This is a genomic window from Arthrobacter crystallopoietes (assembly GCF_017603825.1).
Taxonomy (GTDB): domain Bacteria; phylum Actinomycetota; class Actinomycetes; order Actinomycetales; family Micrococcaceae; genus Crystallibacter; species Crystallibacter crystallopoietes_B.
The window spans coordinates 2,594,072-2,613,365 of record NZ_CP072014.1 but is presented as its reverse complement, the minus strand read 5'-3'; the positions used below and the strand labels follow the sequence as shown (position 1 = coordinate 2,613,365).

The window sequence follows — 19,294 nt, the reverse complement described above, 5'->3', positions numbered from 1 at the left end:
GCTAGGCCGCTTAGCCCTCCGCGGGAGTGGCCGTGGCGAAGGCTATTGTCGCGTGTGCCAGCGCGTCGGCCATTTCCTCCAGCAGGTCCGTGTCCACGTTCTCGATCGTGTCGCAGGACTCGTGGTAGCAACTGTCGTATGCCACTCCCGCCTCGCCGCCGAAGCCCTGCACCTCGGCCCCGCTCTTGGTGCCCGCATCGCCGGTGAAGAGCCCGCCGGAGGGAATCCCGGCTTTGAGGAAAGCCGCGTAGTCGGAGTCGCCATCCAAGAACGGAGTGGGCAGCACCTCCAGCCCGCGGTCGGCAAAATAGTCGACGAAAACGTCCTCAATCTCATTCGAACCGTTGGGGACGTTGTCGCCGAAGGTTGAGCCGTCGCCGTCGTGCACAAATCGTACGCCGTTGGGCGAGGCCACCATGTCCAGGTTCAGATAGACCGCATGCTGCCCGGCCTCGCTGCCGCTGAGTTCGTCCACGTAATGCTGCGATCCGTACAGCCCCTCCTCCTCGCCGCCCCAGAATGCGAACCGCACCTTGTTGATCGGCTCGATCCCGGAATCCGCCATCCGCAGCGCCGTTTCGAGGATGGCACCCACCCCGCTGGCGTTGTCGTTGATGCCGGGCCCGCGGCGCACCGAATCCAAATGCCCGCCCACCACAATGGTGTGCTCGTCGCTGCCGCCGGTTTCCGCGAGGATGTTGAAGGTCTCGATCTCCTCGCCGTGGTCCTCGTAAGTGAAATGCTGGCGCACAGGGGCGTACCCGGCCGCGCGCAGCTGCTCCTCGACATACCGGGCGGATTCCTCGTAGCCGGAACTGCCGGCGGCCCGGTGGCCGCCGTTGGCATCGGCCACGTCCTGCAGCGCCTCGAGGTGGTCCATGATGTCCCGGGCGCTGACGGCCTCGCGCAGCGCACCGGTGTCAGCGCTGTGCGTTGGAACGAGCGGCGGCGGAGCGGCGGAACAACCTGCAAGAACAACGACGGCGGCCGCAGCCACTGCGGCAAGACCTGCCCGGGCACTTCTATGCATTTTCATGGATATTCCCCCTTGCGTTGAAACTAGCGCATCTGCACCACTGGCGGAAGTACTTTTTGCGTCAAACTCAGGCACAGCCAGAAGCAGGCCGCATAGGCGCCCAGAACCGACGCGGAGACAAGCGACGACGGCGAAAAATCCGCCCCGACCGAGGCATCCAGCAGCACCCCGCCGAGCAGCAGGAACAGGCCGCCGGCCACCGTCACCGCACCGGGCGCCAGCACGCTGGCGATCAGAACCACCGCAACACCGGCGATCGCCCAGATCCAGCGGTCCCCGGGCAGCCCCAGCGTCCCCAAGCCGGTCGGCGCTAGGCAGAAGGTCAGCAACACCAGGGCGGCATACGTGCACATGCCCACGTCCAGGATCGAACCATGGCTGCCCATCTTGTGGAGCGTATTCGGCAGCACCGCGATGAACGCAGCGGCCAGTAGCGCAATGTAGGTTGCGGTCCAGAATGGGCGCGGCAACCCGGCTGCGGACGACTGGGCCGCCAGCTCAAAGTAGGCGGTGGTCGCGTAGAACACCGCCGCCGCGGCAATGATGAACTCAATGAAAGACCTGACAAGGTGCAGGCTGCCCGACCGCGCGGGCCGCTGCCGGACAAAGCTGCAGAACAGGCCATAGGCAGCGCCCGCCGCCAGGCCTGCACCGATCAGCTCTGAAGTCCCGCCGCCGTTAAGCCCTGCCAACAGGGCCGCTGCCATGACGCCGGTGAAAAACGTGGACGGCAGCATCGCGGGATCGGTCTTCAGCAACCGCGGCGGTTTGCGCTGCAGCGCGAAAAACAGGAACACCAGGGCCAGACACAGCACGCCGACCAGGACCGTTCCATTGTCCGCAGCAGCTTGCACGCGCTCGCTCATGAATCCGGTCATGGCAGCACCAACTGTTCGCTACGGCTGGCTGTTCGGTATTTTTGTCCAGGTTGACGGATGGCACTTTGGACGCGAACAAGTACAGACATATGAGTTCCCCAACTCCCCAATAATCGCCCATCGCATGGCCGTCCCCAGGTGGCTCAAGCGTTTAGGCTTGGCCTCACCCTAAGGTATGAACCTCAAGGTCCCCTCAAGTTCAGCGGCGCCCCTCAAGTTCAGTGGCGTTTTAATCTTCTCTTCATGTTTGCGGGATACTGTCAATAGGGTTTTTCCAAGAAGTCTCGTTCAAAGGATCTGTATGCGTATCTCCGTCATTGGCTGTGGTTACTTAGGCGCCGTCCACGCGGCTTCCATGGCCAAGCTCGGCCATGAAGTCGTTGGCATCGATGTGGACCAGCGCAAGATCACCGAGCTGCAGGCCGGCCGCGCACCGTTCTTCGAGCCCGGCCTGCCGGAACTGCTGACCGAGGTCCAGGAGACCGGGCGGCTGAAGTTCAGCACGTCAATGGCCGACGCCGAAGGCGCCCAGGTCCACTTCGTCTGCGTCGGTACCCCGCAGCGCAAGGGCGAATACGCCGCGGACCTGACCTACGTCGACTCCGCGTTCTACGAACTCATCCCCTACCTGCACGAAGGCGACATCGCCGTCGGCAAATCCACCGTTCCCGTGGGCACCGCAGCGCGCCTGGCCGACATGGTCGCCGCCAAGGCACCCGGGGCCGTCCTCGCCTGGAACCCGGAGTTCCTGCGCGAAGGCCACGCCGTAAAGGACACCCTGACCCCGGACCGCTTCGTCTACGGCGTCCCCGCCGGCGAACGGGGCGCACGCGCCACCGCCGCCCTGGACGAGGTCTACGCCACCCCGCTGTCCAACGAGACCCCGCGCCTCGTGGTCGATTACGCCACCGCCGAACTCGTCAAGACCGCCGCGAACTCCTTCCTGGCCACGAAGATCTCCTTCATCAACGCCATGGCCGAGGTCTGCGAAGCCGCCGGCGCCGACGTCTCCGCCCTGGCCGATGCTATCGGCATGGATGACCGGATCGGCCGCAAGTTCCTCAACGCCGGCGTCGGCTTCGGCGGCGGCTGCCTGCCCAAGGACATCCGCGCCTTCATGGCCCGCGCCGGCGAACTCGGCGCCGACCAGGCCCTGACCTTCCTGCGCGAAGTGGACGCAATCAACATGCGACGCCGCTCCCGCGTGGTCGAGCTGACCCGCGAACTCGTCGGCGGCTCCCTGATCGGCAAACGCATCACCGTCCTCGGCGCCGCATTCAAACCCGAGTCCGACGACGTGCGCGACTCCCCCGCGCTCAGCGTTGCCCAGCAGCTCCAGTTGCAGGGCGCCACCGTCACGGTCACCGACCCGGAAGCGCTGCCCAACGCGAAGGGCCGCTTCCCCGAACTGTCCTACGAACCGGACACAAAGACCGCGCTGGCCAAGGCCCACGCCCTGGTACTCCTGACCGAATGGAAGGAATACCGCGAACTGGACCCGGCCGCCGTCGCAAATCTCGTGGACGAAAAGAGCATTCTCGACGGCCGCAACGTCCTCGACGCCGCAACCTGGCGCGAAGCCGGCTGGACTTACAAGGGCATCGGGCGCCCTTGATGCTAATGGACGCGTCCGCAGTCTTGGCTTGAAGCGGCCCGACGAGGCTTTTCAGCGAAAACCGCGGACGCATCCACGGCGGAAGAACGGGCCAGCTGGACCAAGGAGGATTCCATGAACGCAATCGTCCTCGGCTGGGATCCTGCCGATTGGAATGTGTGGCAACCGGCTTTCCCCGAGGTGGTGGAGCTTGTCACTGAAACCGGCGCGTTCCGGACCAGATGGAGCCTTGGCTTGCCTCAGGATCGCGCTGGACAAGCAGAAATTTTCCCGGCGCCGGGGCCTGCCCCGGGCACCGAGGTCTGGCTGCTGCTCACGGGTGGGAAGCACCGGGGTCTGATCGGCCATGGCGTGGTGGGACCCGACGGTGTCTCCGTGTCCCGATCCGCGGGCCTGGAACCAGGCCCTACCGTCGACGTCGATTTCGACGCCCTCCTGCGCCAAGGCGAACATGTTCCCCACGATGAGTTGGCCAGCCGTGTTCCCGGCATGCCGTGGGGCTCGGTCCGTGGCTGGGGCGAGCCTATCCCGCCCGCCGAACTTCCCGCGCTGCGGGACGTCTGGGCCGACTATGCCGGGCCATCCCAGTTCGAGGCGACGCTGGCCGTGCCGGGTGCGCTTCCGGATGAGGCCCTGCTGAAGGTCTCCGCCAACCGGTACGAGGTCAGCCCGCAGGCGAGAACGGCCTGCATCCGCCACTATGGATCCAGCTGCGCGGCCTGCGGTTTCAACTTCGAAGCGGCCTACGGCGGGCTCGGCAAAGACTACATCCAGGTCCACCACATCGTTCCGGCCGCCGAACAGGGCCCGGACTACCAGTTGGATCCGTTGACCGATTTGGTGCCGCTCTGCGCCAACTGCCACGCGATGGCTCACCAGCGCACGCCCGTCCCCTACTCCCCCGCAGAATTGAGGCGCTTGATGGCGGCGCCGCCGCACGTTTCCGGCTCAGTGCTGAGCCCCGAGGAAGAAGCGGCCCAGCGGGATGCCGCCCGGCTGCTGCAGATCAAGGGCACCGGGGACCAGGAATGACCTGACGGGCTACACGTTGCTGGTTTCGCCGAGGACGCGCAGCCGCTCCTGATATTCGTCCAAAGTGATCTGGCCGTGGGCCAGCCTCTGGTCCAGGATCTGCCGTGCCATGCTTCGGGGCGGCGGTGCATGATGCGTTGCTGTCGGGGTAAGCAGGAACGGCTCCTGCCCACTGCGGGTAGCAATCACAAAGGCCCGCACCACCATGACTGCCAGCAGTACCACGACCATCAGCAGCACCAGGCCGAACAGCCAGGCTCCGCCGACTAAGAACCATTCTGCATTCATTGCAATGCATCTCCCTCGACGCGGAAGCAACCTTGCCATAGAGCCGCGGACAACGTCGCCTCTGAACAGTGTTTCTTATAGCCAGATTACCCATCTCCGGCGTGGAGATACAGGGGTGCGGGTGGCACCGCAACGTAAACGTTGCAACATAACTTTTTCCCAAGCACCGGGACCAAGAATGGCACCGGGGCGCAGTAACACTGCACCGGTCGTATTCATTGACACCACTTGCAGAAGCGGCGCAAGGTAGAGACACCGACTGCGCTGTTTCAGGGGGCAGCATGAGCAACAGATCCTGGTCAGGCACGGAACCAACTGGCCCGGCAGTATGGCGCAGAACCGGCATCGCGGTAGCCGTGGCGGCATCGCTGGCCGCGGGCCTGGCTGTCCTACCGGGAACGGCCGCCCTTGCGGCGCCTGATCCGCGGTTGTTCGAATCCCAATCCGGCGCGGCCAGCGTGGGCGATAAGTACTTCCCGCAGGCCGGCAACGGCGGCTACGACGTCAGGCACTACCAATTGGATCTGTCCTACCATCCGCCCACGGACAAGCTCGACGGCCTTGCCACCATCAGCGCCCGTGCCGCCCAGGATCTGTCCTCCTTCAACCTGGACCTGCGCGGACTCTCGGTGGATTCCGTCGAGGTCAACGGCCTCTCTGCCTACTGGTCCGTTCCGGAGGACGGCGAGCTGAAGGTCCGGTCTCCGCAGAACATCCGCGAGGGCGACAAGTTCACCGTGGTCGTCAAGTACTCGGGCGTGCCCAAAACCATCAAGGAGCCCGGCCTGGCCGGCTTCATCCATACCGAAACCGGTGCCACGGTCACCGGCCATCCGCTGACCGCGCCCACCTGGTTTCCGTCCAACAACCACCCGCGGGACAAGGCCACCTACACCTACAACATCTCCGTGCCGGACGGCTGGGAAGCCCTCGCCAACGGCGCGCTGAAGGACAAGAAGTCCAGGAGCGGCCGGACCACGTGGACGTGGGAAGCCAAGGAACAGCTGCCGGCGTACCTAGCCTCGATGAGTGTAGGCGAGTTTGAGATCGACTCCTACGCCAAGGACGGTATCGATTACTGGGACGCGGTGGATCCGGAACTGAAGTCGGTCATAACCCCGCGCAACGGCAACGGTCTGGCCTGGTCCCGCACCTCGGACTCCTCCTACAAGCGGCTCAGCCGCACCATCAGCATTCCTAACGACGGCGCCGAGCTGTCCTTCTGGCTCGAACGCGACACGGAACCGGGCTGGGACTTCGCGTTCGTGGAGGCCCGTACCGCCGGCGCCGAGGACTGGACCACGCTCAAGGACACCACCGGCCACGCCACTCACGACACCGGGCTGGCCTGCCCTGCTTGGCACGAGGTGCACCCGTTCCTCAAGCATTATCAAACCGACGACGGCGAGGGCAGCTGCACGGCGGAAGGCACCTCAGGCAACTGGTGGGCTGCCAGCGGCACCAGCGATGGCTGGGAGAAGTGGGAGTTCGATCTGTCCGCCTACAAGGGCACGGACGTGGAGCTGTCCATCACCTACGCCAGCGACATCAACGGCCAGCGTGACGGCGTGCTGATCGAGGACATCATTGTCTCCACCGACGAGGGCAGCACGTCCTTTGAGAACGACCGCAACCGGGACCGGCTGGAAGGCTGGACCATTCCCGGTGCGCCGGAGGGCAGCCCCGGTAACGAAAATGACTGGGAAGCCGGGGTTTCCACGCCGGTCTCCATCGGCGCAAGGGTTGAAAAGGGACTGGCCCGCCAGCCCGAAATCATCGGTTTCCTGGCCGACAATTTCGGTGACTATCCCGCGGAGGCCGCGGGCGGCGTCGTTAGTGGAATAGACGGTCTGGGGTTTGCCTTGGAGAGCCAGAGCCGCCCGACCTATGCGGAAGACTGGTTCTACGATCCGGCCAGCGCCGACTCGATGATGGTCCACGAGCTGGCGCACCAGTGGTTCGGCGGCAGCCTCTCGCTCGCCTCGTGGCGGGATGCCTGGCTGGCGGATGGTTTCGCCACCTACGCGCAGTGGCTGTGGAACGAGGAACAGGACCTCGGCAAGGCGCAGGATGCGTTCGAATTCTACGGCGGCATTCCGGCCGACGATCCCTTCTGGGACCTGCGCATTTCGGATCCGGGAGCGGAGCGGGTCTTCGACGCCTCCGTGCAGGCCCGCGGCGCGATGGTGCTGCACGCACTGCGCGGGGAGCTCGGCGATGACACGTTCTTCGGCCTGCTCAAGAGCTGGAGCACGGAGAAAGCCGGCAAGGTCGTCTCGACGAAGCAGTTCATCCAGTTCGCCGAGCAGTACTCGGGGCAGGATCTGACAGAGCTGTTCGACACTTGGCTCTTCACTCCGGGGAAGCCCGGCGCCCTGTGACGCGATCAGGTAACGGCGCGCCACCCGCGGTATCGAAACGACAACACCAGCGTGTTTCCGCCACCCACGCCACGGCCGAGGCCTACAGTGGCGTTACCTTTCCTGGGGAGGAAAAATGTCACGTGAACAGAACCTGGACATCGGCAGCTTCCTGACAGTTTCGGACGTCGCAGCCCGGCTCAATGTCAGCAAGATGACCGTGTACCGCCTGGTGCATTCCGGCGAGATGCCTGCCGTCCACATCGGCCACTCGTTCCGGATCAACGAGACGGCGGTCGCGGCCTACCTGGCGGAGGCAGCGGTGGAGGCGGATCCGTCGAGTTAGCACCGGAGGCGCCGCATCCGTGCAAGACAGTAGGATGGACTCTGATCCCAACCGAGACCGATCTTTGGAGTCCACCTATGGCCTTGAGCGCCTCCACCAACCTGTCCCACCCCGTTGCACGGGTCACCGAGACCTTTGTCAGCGCGGACTTCCTCCGCCACATCAGCGAGATGGTCGGCGGCAGCCTTGTCTCCGTGGAGCAGGAGGGCGACGTCGATGGTCCCTTCACCCTCACCGTGGTCCGGAACATTCCCACCACCCGGCTCCCGGACATTGCGCGGAAAATGTTGGGTGAGTTCCTGAACGTGACGCAGACCGAGCAGTGGCAGGCCCCGGAAGCCGACGGCTCCCGCACCGTCAACGTCGGCGTCAAGATTGCCGGAGCGCCGGTTGACGTTGCCGCCGTGCAGAAGCTGGTTTCCGAGGGCGGTTCCACCCGTGTGGATCTCGAAGGCGAAGTTTCCTCCGGCATCCCGTTCCTCGGCGGCAAGATCGCTTCGGCAGCCGAGCCCATGCTGGGCAAGGCGCTGAGGATCCAGGCGGAGCAGGCCGAAGCCTGGATCGCCGGCCGGGCATAAGGGCTTACCGACCGTGAACGTACCTGCTGCCCTGGCCTGGATCCTGGTCTTCGCCGGCTTCTGGAGCGTCATCGCCTGGGTGCCGTTCCTGCTCCAAGTCTGGAAGGACCCGCGGTCCAAGGACAACAAGGGCAATATGACCAGCTACCTCACCACGCGGTTCATGCTGATCACCACGTCTATGATCCTGGGGATCGCCACGCTGGTGATCGGTTTCCGGCTGATGGCGGGCTAGCTCCAGCCCGCTGGAGCCAGCCTCATGCTGGCCGCGATTTTTCGCGAGAACGTCCCTGCCGCACCAGATCGTCCCTCCCACGAGGGCGTCGGAACCGGCAGGGACGTTCTCGCCGTTCCCAAGGAGCGGGTTGCGTTGGCAGGGGGCTGACTAAGGGGCATCCGCACCTTTCCGGCCAATTCTCCGGGTGATCACCATGGCGGGAATGATGAGCAGCCACATATACATGGCGGCATCCGTGTGGAAGAACGCCACCGGGATGCTCAGCACGAAGACCAGCGGCACCGGCAGGATGGACCAGAACACGTACCGGTACATAGCCCGGTCCACGTCCTGGGTCATTAGCTTTGCCCGCCACGCATGCACCCAGATCAGGTTCAGCATCACGAAGACAGCTGCCGTCACGCTCGCGTAGAGCACCGCGGGCCACGGCGAAATTTCGCCGCCATAGTTGCTCAGGAAACTGGTAGGCATCGGCAGGACCGCAATGAAGAACAGCAGAAGCAGGTTCAGCCACTGCAGACGGACATCGTAGCGGCGGATGACAATGAATTTCCGGTGGTGGTTCATCCAAGCAGTGCTGATCACGGCGAAGCTCACGGCATAGGCGAAGAACTCCAACATCGCCGCCAGCAGGGCAGCGCCCAGATGCTCCTGGTCCAGCCCTTCGGGAATGATGATTTCCAGGACCAGCAACGTCATGGCGATGGCAAAGACGGCGTCGCTGAAAAACACCAGCCGTTCGAGGGAGGCACCGGAGCCGAAAAGCCTCCGGTGGCGCTCCCGCAATCCTTCGTGGCGCTCCGGCACTCCTTCCTGCCCGGCGCCGGTGCCCTCCGTCAAAGCCGGACTAGGGTCAGAACAGCGAACCGCGGATGAGGTAGCCGTAGTAGATCGAGCCCGACTGCCGTGGATCCCCCTCGTAGCCATGGTCAGGGTTGTCGTTGTTGTACTCCTCGGTCGCCTCCACGAAGCGGTCCACCACGTCCTCCACGGACCCGGCGCAGGTGCCTTGGTTCAGGCAGAGCGCCACGGTTCCGGCCACTGCAGGCGAGGCGAAGCTGGTGCCGTGCGGGGAGGCTGTTCCACCGCCGCGGGCTGTTGTTTCAACGCAGACGCCTGGTCCGGCAACGGTGTGCTCCTGGTCGTCGCCCTGGGTGGCGAAGTTGGAGAAGCTCGCGGGCCGGTCGTCGCTGGCGTAGGCACTCACGTCCTGGCCCAGGCATACCGGCGATGCCTCTCCGCCGGGCCTGCCGTCGAAGTCACCGATCGCCGTGGCAGTCAACACCTCGTCATAGGCTGCAGGAACCACTCCGGCCACATCGGTCGCGCCGTTGCCGGCCGCCACCACGTACGTCACGCCGGCTTCCACCGAACGGCAGATCGCCGCATGCATGGGGTCGCCGCTCTGGCTTCCGCAGGCGCCGTCGTCGGTCCCGGGCCCGGCGATGCTCACGTTGGCGACTGCAATGTCGTTGTCCGCATTGTTATCGGTCCGTGTCCCGGTCACCCAGTCATAGGCGCAGATCAGGCTGGACTCCGAGATCGTCCCGGCGTCGCTCAGCACCCGCACGGACCAAATCGGAGCGCCGGGGGCCATGCCCACCACGCCCAGATCATTGTCGCGGGCCGCCGCCACACCGGCCACCGACGTCCCGTGGCCCATCACGTCCACCGGCGCCGGCACGTTTACCGCGGAGCCGCTGCTGCAGTCGACGCCGCCGCGGACATTGAGGTCCGGATGCGTGGCATCGACGCCGGTGTCGATGACGGCAATGTTGACGTCGACGGACCCCGTGCCGTCGCCGGCTTTGGCGCTGGACTGATCAGCGCCGGTGCGCGTCACGCTCACCGGCGTCTTCTGCGCCGCGAGGGTGAACTGCCGGTCCAGGGCAACGTACGCCACCGCCGGGTCGTTGCCCAACTGCTCGGCGTTGGCAGCGGTCATGCTCGCGGCGTAACCGGAGATGGCCTCGCGGTACGTCGAGGTCTCCTCGACGTCGAATTCCTCCTGATGGTCCGCCGCGATGTCCTCGACATCGGCAGCGGAGTCCTTTAGCACAACGATGTAATCGTCTTCGGTCTCGGCCAGTGCCGGCGATCCGAGAAAAGCCATTCCGGCCGTAGCAGTTGCTGATGCAGCCACAATGGCCAGCAAACGGCGTGCTACTGGATGCAGACTCCCCATGATTTCCTCCGAAGCAGGTTCGATCCCAATATCCCCAAAATCGATATGCGGCCACCTGCCCCCAAGCGCTTCACCATATCGTTATAAACCCCTTTGGAATCACAGTATGGACCTCGAAGGAAGAAGCGTCCATAGCTGGGGCAAAATCATGCGCCGCATGACGTTCCGCCCGGAAATCCACATCAAATGGGGTCCGCAGGTGGTTCAGTCTGTGCCTGGCCGGATGTAAGTTGCCACTGCCCCACAGATGCTTCCTTGATTCTGCAGCGCATCCGGGCCGGGGAAATAGCGCATTAAATCAGCACTAATTTTTCAGCGCCATGCGGGCTTACCGTGGAAAGAGGCGCCGTCCGTCCCGGGCGACCTGACATGGAGGTTCTGCCGTGACTGTTACCACCAGTGTTGCCGACTGCAGCGTGACCCGCTGCGGGTTCAATGATCATGAAGGCTGTACCGCGGTTGCCATCACCGTAGGCGGAGGTGAAGACCATGCCGCCTGCGCAACGTTTGTTGATATCGGAAAGCATGGCGGCCTGCCCAAGGTTCTCGCCCAGGTGGGCGCCTGCCAGCGGGCGGAGTGCGTACACAACGACCACCTGCTCTGCAACGCACCCGAAGTCCACGTCGGCCCCGGTGCGGACAACGCGGACTGCCTGACCTACTCACACAAGAAGTAGCGGGTCTGCCCGGTAAGGGCTTCTGGCACCGCAGCGCTCATAATCCGGCCTTTGCGCTGGAGTGGTCCTCCCACCGCTCCGGCGCATTGCCATGCCGAAAATCAGGGGACGATCACGATTGCGGCGCGCAAACGATGTACCAGCCGCCCAGGGCGGCGTATGGAGTCACAGGTGGATAACATGCGTTGCAGCCCCTCCGCCCCCTCCGTAACGTGAAAAACAGGACACCACAAGAAGACCTGGCCGGGATGGAGGAGTCCGTCACAACACACCGCCGAACCCGCTCGATACTGATTGCCGACGAGGAGAAACCATGACAGATGATAAAGCCGCCAGCCTCCAAAAGCTCAGCGACATTGCCCGGACCGTCTCCCAGGATGACGAGGACATCCGGGGCAGGAACGTCAAGGCCAGAGACGGTGAGGAACTCGGTGAAGTCGACGACCTTCTGGTCGACCCGGCGGAGAACAAAGTACGCTTCCTGGTGGTCGCCTCAGGAGGATTCCTCGGGCTGGGCCAGACAAAATCGTTCATTCCCGTTGAAGCCGTCTCCGGTATCACTGCCGATGAGGTCCGTATCGACCAGGCCAAAGACAAGATAGCAGGTGCGCCGACCTACGATCCTGACATTGTCGAGGAACGCGGCTACTACGAGGATCTCTACGGGTACTACGGCTACACGCCCTACTGGGCACCCGGGTACATCTTCCCCGGCTACCCCTATCCCTCGGTGAGGTGAAAGCCGTCCCTTCCTGACCGCCCGCACGCACGTCTTGTACATTGCCGTCCTACCCCAGTTTGGCCTGGTCCATCATCGGAATTCACTTCTATGCGGCCCTCCTGGCTCTCATGACAGCACTGAGTAGATAAAGGCAGGCCAACAAGTAGACAGCGGGGGCTGGCCCAAAGTCAGAAGCACGGCCTTGCCGGCCGCAATCCTAGGGAGAAGAAAATGGTCAACATGCATAAACGGCGTCCGGACGAACGCCGGGCCCATGCAACGCCGGTGCAGAAAACCGCGCGGGTCGCCGCCATAGTCCTGGGCCTGCTGGGAATCCTTGGCTTTATCCCGGGCATTACCGCCGAGTACGGCCAGCTGGAGGTAACAGGTATCGGCGCCGATGCCCTCCTTTTCGGGCTGCTGCCGGTCACCATTACGCACAATGTTCTGATGCTGCTGTTCGCTGCCGGCATTTATGCTGCTGCCCAGCGCAGCGTCGGCGCGACAAAAGCCACCCTGATCGGGCTGGGGTTGTTCAATGTCGCTTGCGCAGCCTACGGACTTATCAATGTCAGGTACGGGTCTACTTTGTGGGTGCCCGCAGGCGAAGTGGACAACTGGTTCCATCTGGTGCTCGGGGCGGTACTGTTCGCCCTCGGTCTGATCAGAGGTCCGAAAAACCTGGACCGCGGGAAGCCGTGATCCCGGGGATCTCGGCGTGCGCCGCTGTCCCGAGCCCTGACGCTGGCCTTGCCCGCTTAGCCGGGAAAGGCCGGCTCCAGAACCACAGGGGGTGGCTGCGCCGCCCAGCTGTGTCCCACGCGCCAGTAGAGAACATCCGAGGTCTGGACGTAGATGTTGTCAGGCCCGTTCCCTGCGCTGATTTCTGCAGATGCCGTCTTAGGCACTGCCACCAGTACACGGAACGCGTGGTCGAATTCGAGGAGGAGCTGGTTTTCGTCGACGACCGGGTCGAGGAAACTTAGCCAGCCAGGGTAATGATGGGGAGGTCCCCGTCGGTTTCGATGGCATCTCCTCCACCGTTCCTGCTGTGGTAGCCGGTGGAGAAGTGCCTGACCGTGTGGACGGCAGCACCGGCTGAATGCAACGCGGACGCAACCACGTCCCGCTCGTTGTCCGTATTCTCTGCAATCTTATGGGTGATCTGGAAGGTGAACAGGGATAGCCCCACCCGACGATCGAATGTTGCTGCGCCGACCAGATCCACCTTGAAGCCGCCGGGCAGCCACCATCCCGGCGGACAGTTCCAGAACCGGACATGGTGGCGTTCCGCCGGGCTGCCTGCTACCTCCCTTTCAAACACCAGCGTTTGCTTGTGCCCGAAAACAAACAACGGGCTGACGGGCGCAGCGGGATAGCTGCGCCGTAACAGGGAGGCCCGGACAATGTGCCAGCCGGTTCGCCAGGTCAGCGGATCCGCTTCCACCCACCCGGCGGACAGCATGGCGATCCGCAGCTGGGCGGCAGTGCCGATGACCGCCAGGTTCAACGGATCACCCAGCAGGCCGTCCCCGGTGCGTGTCCGGCCGATGAAATAGCTCGGCACGTAGATCCTCGTCAGCAACCGGTTCAGCCGTGGCAACAGCACGTAAGCCGCCAGCACCCAGATAGGCAGGAACAGCCAAAACCGGCGCCCGCCGTCGTCAATCTCGTCAAGCAGCAGCTCGTAAACAATCCAGCCTGCCAGCGCAGTGGACAACAAAAAGAACAACCGTTGGAGCCAGAGCAGGGCAGTTGCCTCTATCCGCTGCAACCAGCGCCGGTTTGAAACCTTGAGCTTCGGTTCCCTGTCCCTACCTCGCGTATTCATCGTCCGCTCAGCGCGGCTGGCCTTCGACCAGTGCCTTGAGCCGCTGGAGGCTTTGGGCGATGCCTGCGTGCATGACCGCCCGCCGGTTCTTGTTTTCCTTGCTGCCAGCCTCGATGATCCACCAGCCGATCCGCGTGATCGGGCGCACCACTTCGTAGGATTCGGTCACCCGGGTTCCTGATTCTTCCTGCTCGAACCGGTAGCGCCAGACCAGGGTCCCGGCGAACGGTTCGGTCCGGGCGAACGCGAACTCCCGGCCCGGCTCGGCCGTGGTGATCACCGGCTTATTGTGCCAGCTGGCCCGGCCGACCGTGTTGCGGGCTTTGAACCTCGTACCGACCTCGGGTCCTGAAGCGCCGCCAAGCCACACGCATTCGGCAACCTCTGGACTGTATTCAGGTGTCCTGGTGACGTCCGCAACGATGGCGTACACGGCCTCGGGAGCGGCGTTGATGTGCGTAGTGAGCTCATCCCGGTCCAGAGTCTGCACAGCAAAGCTCCTTCATCGATCTTCCGCACCCCGCACGGGGCGCTAATGAAGTTCAGCATCCGCCTGCCCAGGCGGTGCGTCAAGGATCCCGGCAACACGAAGCGGCGGCCCCGGGCTCAATGCCCGGAACCGCCGCCTGGTGTTGCCGCTGGATGTCTCTGGATCCTACGAGGGCTCTTACAGCGTGCCCTTGAGCACCCCCGGCTTCACGCCGTTGTTCGTGAAGCGCGTGCCGGCGTAGTAGTACAGGGCACCAGTCGACCGGGTAGCCAGCAGATCCGCGTTATTGTCCGCGCCGGCGTCCCCGGGCCCGAGGATCCGGTTGTACTGGGACCAGCCGCTGCTGCCGATCTTACGTTCCGCGGCGAACCAACCGCCCGAGGAGGCGGCGGTGCGTCCGGCCAGCAGCCACAGCGTGCCATCGGGCTTGCGGGCCGTCAGGTCGCCGGTGCCGCCGTCGTCGTAATCGCCGACTGCGGTGAGGTGGTCGTACTTGTTCCAGCCGGTGGCGATCCGGCTGCGCGCGGAAACCTTGCCTGTGCCGGTTCCCGGATAGAGCCACGCCGTGCCGTCCGGTCGCACGCCGATCAGGTCCTTCTTGCCGTCCCGGTTCACGTCGCCGGCGCCCAGCAGCGTGTTGAACTGGTTCCAGCCGCTGGCCCCGATGCGGATCCGGGGCATGTAGCCTTCACTGATGGAATTGACGCGGCCGGTGCCCTTGTAGAGCCAGAGCGAGCCATCGGACTCGCGGGCCAGCAGATCGTTGGCGCCGTCCCGGTTGAAGTCGCCCACGCCGACAATAGCGGTGTAGATCTGCCAGCCGGTGCCGATTCGCACCGCGGCGGCGTGCCCGCCCCGGCCATTGCCGGCCGCGAACCACAGCGTGCCGTTGGTCTTGCTGGCCACCAGGTCGGTCTTGCCGTCGCCGTTGAAATCCCCCGGCGTTGCCACCAGGTTGTAGGCGTTCCAACCCGTTCCGGCCGCCACGCGCGGCAGCATGCCGGAGCTGTCCTGCATCTGGGTGCCGGCGTAGAAACGCAGCGACTTGTCCGGGTAGATGCCCAGCAGGTCCGGCTTCTTGTCGCCGTTGTTGTCGCCCGCCCCGAGGACCTGGCTGAACTTCTGCCAGCCGCTGGTGCCGACCTTCTCCGGCACGCCGAACGAGGCATTCATGGCTGCCTTGCGCCCGGTCCCCCGGTGCAGCCACAGTGTGCCGTCAGATTTGACCGCGAGGACGTCGGCTTTGCCGTCGCCTGAGTAGTCGCCCGGAGCAGCGAGCTTGGTGTACTGCCAGCCCGAGGCTACCTGGACCCGGGAGCCGGTCTTCCCTGTGCCCAGGCCCGGGTACAACCACACCTTCCCGTCCGCGCCCGTGGCCAGCACGTCCCCGCGGCGGTCCCCGTTCAGATCGCCGGCGGCGATGACCTCAGTGAACTGGTTCCAGCCGCTGGAACCGACCTTGACCCTGGGCATGAAGGCCTGGGCGCCGCCGGCGCCGGTGCCCTTGTAGAGCCAGAGCGAACCGTCCCGGTGGCGGGCCAACAGATCAGGGTAAGCATCGCCGTCGTAATTCCCGGCGCCGATCAGCTTGTTGTAGAGGTACCAGCCGCCGCCGATCTTCACGGCGTTGCCGTAGCCGCCGGCGCCGTTGCCCGGGTAGTACCAGAGGCTGCCGTCGGTGCGGCGCGAGACCATGTCGGTCTTTCCGTCGCGGTTCAGGTCGCCGGGCACCGCGCTTGTAACGGTGTAGTCGCCGGCCGGCTTGGGCGCCACCGCCGGCGCCGGGGCCGGGGCGGGTTCAGGTGCGGGTGCCGGGGCCGGGGCGCTCACACCGTTGGGATACTTGGCGAAGGCGACGAGCTGCGCCTGCGTGCCACGCCAAACGTTGGAGTCGCCCAGGAACGGGCCGGATTCGCTGTACTGCCAGATGTCGTAGCGGGTCCAGCCGGCGGGCAGCCACGGATAGGTGACGTTGCCGGTGGAGAAATGCGCGATGTGCAGCGGGTGGTCCTTGAAGGCGCTGCTGTAGCCCAGGCACTGGTTCCACCAGCTGCCGTTGGTGTAGATTGCCGGGACGCGGCCGGTCCGGGCCTTGATCTGGTTGGAGAAGTCGCGTACCCAGTTGACCAGCTGCGAAGGGCTCATGTTGTAGCAGGTGTTGCCCAGCTCCGGGTACGGGTTGAACTCGATGTCGAGCAGCGGCGGCAGGGTCTTGCCGTCGGCGGACCAGCCGCCGCCGTTGTTGACGAAGTAATCCGCCTGGACCTTGCCGCTGGTGACGTTCGGAATGGCGAAGTGGTAGGCGCCGCGGATCATGCCGACTTTGTAGGAGCCGGAGTACTGGCTCCCGTAGCTCGGGTTCTTGTAGCTGGTCGCTTCGGTGGCCTTCACGTAGGCGAAGCGGGCGCCAAGGTTCCACTCGGTCTGCCAGTTCACGCTCGGCTGCCAGCCGGAGACGTCCATGCCCTGGATGCCAGGGGCCCGCCAGTGGCTGCGGTTGGTGGCCGCGGCGATGGTGACGGCAGCCGTCCGCTCGATCTCGAGGACGTCGAGCGTTTCGGCGAGCTCCTCCTGCGCGTCTTCCTGCTTTAGCTCCGCTTCGCGTTCCTGGCGCATCTCCAGGCCCTTGCCCATCTCGGCGCCGTGTTCGCCCTGCAACTCCTCGAGCAGGGCCAGCTTCTGCGCCTGCGTCAGCTTGTCCACGTCCACTTCGACGGGGGTGTCGGCCGATGGGGCGCCGGCATCTTCGGCGGGTTCGGTGCCGGTTCGGCCCGGCTCGGAGACCGCCGGCGTCTCAACGGCCGGCTCCTCGGCAGGATCGACGGCGGGTGTTTCCGCCGGTGCGGCATCCTCCACCGGATCCGCGGATTCGAGTGCGTCCGGTAACGTTTGCGGTTCTGCCAGCCCGTTGCCGGCCGTCTTATCAACCGACGACGGCGGCGCCTGGGTTTCGGTTGGTTCGGTCACCATGACGGCCGGGGCGGGGAGGGATTCGGCCGCTGCCGCCGGCTGCATGATGAGCACTCCGGCCACGCTCATGCTCAGGACGGTGGTGCCGGAGACAACGCGCTGCCAGGCCTTCCGCGAGATCAATCGTTTATATAAAGGGCCGCAGGCAGGCGGGCGCGAATGAACAGTGGTCACAGGTAACTCCAGATAGCGAGACTTTGGTGCACCGCCCCAATCCGAGACACGCGGCGCCGATTAAGAGTAACCGATTCACCACCTGCTTGGGTTACGGTTTGATCACGCTCGCGCGTCTGGCTGGCGTCCGGATGTGTTGTGCCTTGTCAGGGGCTGCAAGGTATTTCCAAGGTGACCCAAGTATCTTTTCACCCAACACTGCAACCTACGCCGGACCGCCGGTTGAAAGACAGGTTCATGAGCTACGCGACGAAGACCTTGGCCTATCCGCGCCGCCGCGACATCCGCCTCGGCACCGCCGATCCCGTTCCGCCCACCGGCATGATGGCCGCAGTCCCGCTGGTCCGAGTACCCTCGGGCGCACCGCTGCCAATGCGCCGGGATCTGCGGACAGGCCCGCGTCTACGGCAGGTCCGGAGCATCACCGCAGCCTTCGCCTTCGCCGCCTGTGCCGCGGCCCTTTGGTTACTGCTGGGCCGGTAACTGCCGGTCGCAGAATTGTCCGGCCCGCGAACTGGAGCCGGGTGGATCAGGCAGTTGGGGGAAAACAAATGCCACATAGCCGAGGGGGCAGGCCGCACCCTCCGCCCGCCGGGGACGTCAGCCGCAGGGTCACCGGGACGCCGGAGGGCCTGCGCCGCTCCGCGTCCGGACGCGTCCCCCTATGGGCGCTGGACGAGGGGACCGGAGAGGAACCGCTCCCGGCGGGCTGGCGGACTCCCCCGGTTCCCGCCGATTTCCCTGTTTCCCCGCGCACTCAACACCGCCGGAACCAGGGTGGCCTCCACCGGAACCGCCGGCATCCTCTTTGGCTGACCATCGCGGTGTCCATCACTGTTGTCGGTGCCCTGCTGCTTGCTCCGGCCGTGGGGAGCCGGGCGCTCAACGCCCTGCCGGCGTTTTTAGCGGCAGCCGATATGCCGCCGCCGGGCGTTGAAGCTGCGGATGCGCCGCTGGGTACACCGCCGGCCGCCAGCGGATCGGACCAGTACCGATTCCTCGAATTCGACGGGCTGGACCAGCCTTTCGTCGCCTTCGATCCCTGCCGGCCGATCCATTACGCGGTCCGCGCGGAGGGCGCCCCGGCCGGAGGAGCGGAAATGATCGAGGAGGCCGTCGGCATCATCTCCGAGGCTTCCGGGCTGCAGTTTATTAACGACGGCGAAACCACCGAAGCGCCTCGGTCCCAACGGCCGAAGTACCAACCGGACCGGTACGGTGAGCGCTGGGCGCCGGTGCTTATTGCCTGGTCAACGCCGGCGGACAACCCGGATCTGGGCGGCGACACCATCGGCTTGGGCGGCAGCTCCCCGGTTGGCCTTGAGGGCGAAACCATGGTTTATGTCACCGGGCAGGTGGAACTGGACGGCCCGCAGATGCGCGAGGTGCTGCAGTACCCCGACGGCTGGGAAGGTGCGCGGTCCGTCGTGGTGCATGAACTTGGCCATGTTCTGGGGCTGGACCACGTGGACGATCCGGGCCAGCTGATGTACGCGGGTGGGAACTCGCAGACACAACTCGCCGACGGGGACCGTGCGGGTCTTGCCCTCCTCGGTCAGGGCGAGTGCGTCCCCGAGCTTTGACGCACCAACCTGTGGCCAGGGGAACGTCGGCAGCAGACGCCCGGGTCAGTCCGTTTCCGGTCCGTCGCAGTAGGGGCAGCGGTCGGAACGGGAACCACAGGCGTCCGGAAACGCGTCTGCGGTGATGCCGCTGGTGGAATCGAAGGTGATCTCGGTCGGTTTGTCTTCCAGAACAGTGTGGGTCATTGCCAGTCCTTAGTGCGGCTTCTCATCCTGCAGCCGGGAGGGTCCAGATGCGGTGCCGCGGCAGGGTATGCTGCCACGGCACCGTTCGGTTCCAGGACTTCAGGGC

Annotated in this window: 20 protein-coding genes; 11 read left to right on the top strand and 9 right to left on the bottom strand. The window is 64.9% G+C overall.

What is annotated here, in order from left to right:
* Positions 1-10: 10 nt before the first annotated feature.
* Both J5251_RS12080 and J5251_RS12075 read right to left on the bottom strand, forming a co-directional pair.
* The gene (locus J5251_RS12080; RefSeq protein ID WP_139005845.1) at positions 11-1,036 is read right to left on the bottom strand and encodes a M20/M25/M40 family metallo-hydrolase; all 1,026 of its coding nucleotides are present in this window, start codon (positions 1,034-1,036) and stop codon (positions 11-13) included.
* A gap of 23 nt (positions 1,037-1,059) precedes the next feature.
* The gene (locus J5251_RS12075) at positions 1,060-1,914 is read right to left on the bottom strand and encodes a hypothetical protein (RefSeq protein ID WP_139005846.1); all 855 of its coding nucleotides are present in this window, start codon (positions 1,912-1,914) and stop codon (positions 1,060-1,062) included.
* A gap of 301 nt (positions 1,915-2,215) precedes the next feature.
* On the opposite strand from J5251_RS12075, the gene J5251_RS12070 reads away from it, so the two are divergent.
* On the top strand, positions 2,216-3,529 hold the full coding sequence (locus tag J5251_RS12070) for a UDP-glucose dehydrogenase family protein (protein WP_171059402.1): 1,314 nt from the start codon (positions 2,216-2,218) through the stop codon (positions 3,527-3,529).
* A 114-nt stretch (positions 3,530-3,643) separates the two neighbouring features.
* The gene (locus tag J5251_RS12065; protein WP_139005847.1) at positions 3,644-4,561 is read left to right on the top strand and encodes an HNH endonuclease; all 918 of its coding nucleotides are present in this window, start codon (positions 3,644-3,646) and stop codon (positions 4,559-4,561) included.
* Positions 4,562-4,570: 9 nt separating this feature from the next.
* Here J5251_RS12065 and J5251_RS12060 read toward each other — a convergent pair whose 3' ends face one another.
* Complete coding sequence (locus tag J5251_RS12060) at positions 4,571-4,849, bottom strand: DUF1707 domain-containing protein (RefSeq protein WP_139005848.1); 279 nt, start codon at positions 4,847-4,849, stop codon at positions 4,571-4,573.
* Between the two features lie 281 nt (positions 4,850-5,130).
* On the opposite strand from J5251_RS12060, the gene J5251_RS12055 reads away from it, so the two are divergent.
* The 4 genes from J5251_RS12055 (at position 5,131) to J5251_RS12040 (ending at position 8,368) form a co-directional block, all read left to right on the top strand.
* Positions 5,131-7,230 carry a M1 family metallopeptidase gene (locus J5251_RS12055; RefSeq protein ID WP_208574113.1) on the top strand — a complete coding sequence of 700 codons (2,100 nt, stop codon included), beginning with the start codon at positions 5,131-5,133 and terminating at the stop codon, positions 7,228-7,230.
* 115 nt (positions 7,231-7,345) lie between these two features.
* The gene (locus J5251_RS12050) at positions 7,346-7,555 is read left to right on the top strand and encodes a helix-turn-helix domain-containing protein (protein WP_139005850.1); all 210 of its coding nucleotides are present in this window, start codon (positions 7,346-7,348) and stop codon (positions 7,553-7,555) included.
* Between the two features lie 77 nt (positions 7,556-7,632).
* On the top strand, positions 7,633-8,133 hold the full coding sequence (locus J5251_RS12045) for a DUF2505 domain-containing protein (protein ID WP_139005851.1): 501 nt from the start codon (positions 7,633-7,635) through the stop codon (positions 8,131-8,133).
* A 13-nt stretch (positions 8,134-8,146) separates the two neighbouring features.
* Positions 8,147-8,368, top strand: a complete 222-nt coding sequence (locus J5251_RS12040; protein ID WP_139005852.1) for an SCO4848 family membrane protein — start codon at positions 8,147-8,149, stop codon at positions 8,366-8,368.
* A 150-nt stretch (positions 8,369-8,518) separates the two neighbouring features.
* Here J5251_RS12040 and J5251_RS12035 read toward each other — a convergent pair whose 3' ends face one another.
* Together J5251_RS12035 and J5251_RS12030 are read right to left on the bottom strand one after the other, a co-directional pair.
* The gene (locus J5251_RS12035) at positions 8,519-9,211 is read right to left on the bottom strand and encodes a TMEM175 family protein (RefSeq protein WP_244250647.1); all 693 of its coding nucleotides are present in this window, start codon (positions 9,209-9,211) and stop codon (positions 8,519-8,521) included.
* Between the two features lie 13 nt (positions 9,212-9,224).
* The gene (locus J5251_RS12030) at positions 9,225-10,514 is read right to left on the bottom strand and encodes a S8 family serine peptidase (RefSeq protein ID WP_244250646.1); all 1,290 of its coding nucleotides are present in this window, start codon (positions 10,512-10,514) and stop codon (positions 9,225-9,227) included.
* A 425-nt stretch (positions 10,515-10,939) separates the two neighbouring features.
* Here J5251_RS12030 and J5251_RS12025 point away from each other — a divergent pair, with 425 nt between their 5' ends.
* The 3 genes from J5251_RS12025 (at position 10,940) to J5251_RS12015 (ending at position 12,656) form a co-directional block, all read left to right on the top strand.
* Entirely contained in the window at positions 10,940-11,233 is a 294-nt protein-coding gene (locus tag J5251_RS12025; protein ID WP_139005855.1) for a DUF1540 domain-containing protein, read from the top strand.
* 313 nt (positions 11,234-11,546) lie between these two features.
* Positions 11,547-11,972 (top strand): PRC-barrel domain-containing protein, encoded by a 426-nt coding sequence (locus J5251_RS12020; RefSeq protein WP_139005856.1) that lies wholly within the window; start codon positions 11,547-11,549, stop codon positions 11,970-11,972.
* 213 nt (positions 11,973-12,185) lie between these two features.
* Complete coding sequence (locus J5251_RS12015; RefSeq protein ID WP_139005857.1) at positions 12,186-12,656, top strand: DUF4383 domain-containing protein; 471 nt, start codon at positions 12,186-12,188, stop codon at positions 12,654-12,656.
* Positions 12,657-12,936: 280 nt separating this feature from the next.
* Here J5251_RS12015 and J5251_RS12010 read toward each other — a convergent pair whose 3' ends face one another.
* From J5251_RS12010 to J5251_RS12000, 3 genes are all read right to left on the bottom strand, one after another.
* On the bottom strand, positions 12,937-13,785 hold the full coding sequence (locus tag J5251_RS12010) for an LssY C-terminal domain-containing protein (RefSeq protein WP_139005858.1): 849 nt from the start codon (positions 13,783-13,785) through the stop codon (positions 12,937-12,939).
* A gap of 7 nt (positions 13,786-13,792) precedes the next feature.
* A complete protein-coding gene (locus J5251_RS12005) occupies positions 13,793-14,275 on the bottom strand; it encodes an SRPBCC family protein (RefSeq protein WP_208574111.1) in 483 nt (160 codons plus the stop codon).
* A gap of 177 nt (positions 14,276-14,452) precedes the next feature.
* Positions 14,453-17,368 (bottom strand): GH25 family lysozyme, encoded by a 2,916-nt coding sequence (locus tag J5251_RS12000; protein WP_244250645.1) that lies wholly within the window; start codon positions 17,366-17,368, stop codon positions 14,453-14,455.
* A gap of 288 nt (positions 17,369-17,656) precedes the next feature.
* On the opposite strand from J5251_RS12000, the gene J5251_RS11995 reads away from it, so the two are divergent.
* The gene (locus tag J5251_RS11995; RefSeq protein ID WP_139005860.1) at positions 17,657-17,902 is read left to right on the top strand and encodes a hypothetical protein; all 246 of its coding nucleotides are present in this window, start codon (positions 17,657-17,659) and stop codon (positions 17,900-17,902) included.
* A gap of 68 nt (positions 17,903-17,970) precedes the next feature.
* Positions 17,971-19,002 carry a matrixin family metalloprotease gene (locus J5251_RS11990; protein WP_208574110.1) on the top strand — a complete coding sequence of 344 codons (1,032 nt, stop codon included), beginning with the start codon at positions 17,971-17,973 and terminating at the stop codon, positions 19,000-19,002.
* A 45-nt stretch (positions 19,003-19,047) separates the two neighbouring features.
* Here the strand turns inward: J5251_RS11990 and J5251_RS11985 are convergent, their stop codons facing one another.
* Complete coding sequence (locus tag J5251_RS11985) at positions 19,048-19,188, bottom strand: hypothetical protein (RefSeq protein WP_208574109.1); 141 nt, start codon at positions 19,186-19,188, stop codon at positions 19,048-19,050.
* Positions 19,189-19,294 lie beyond the last annotated feature (106 nt).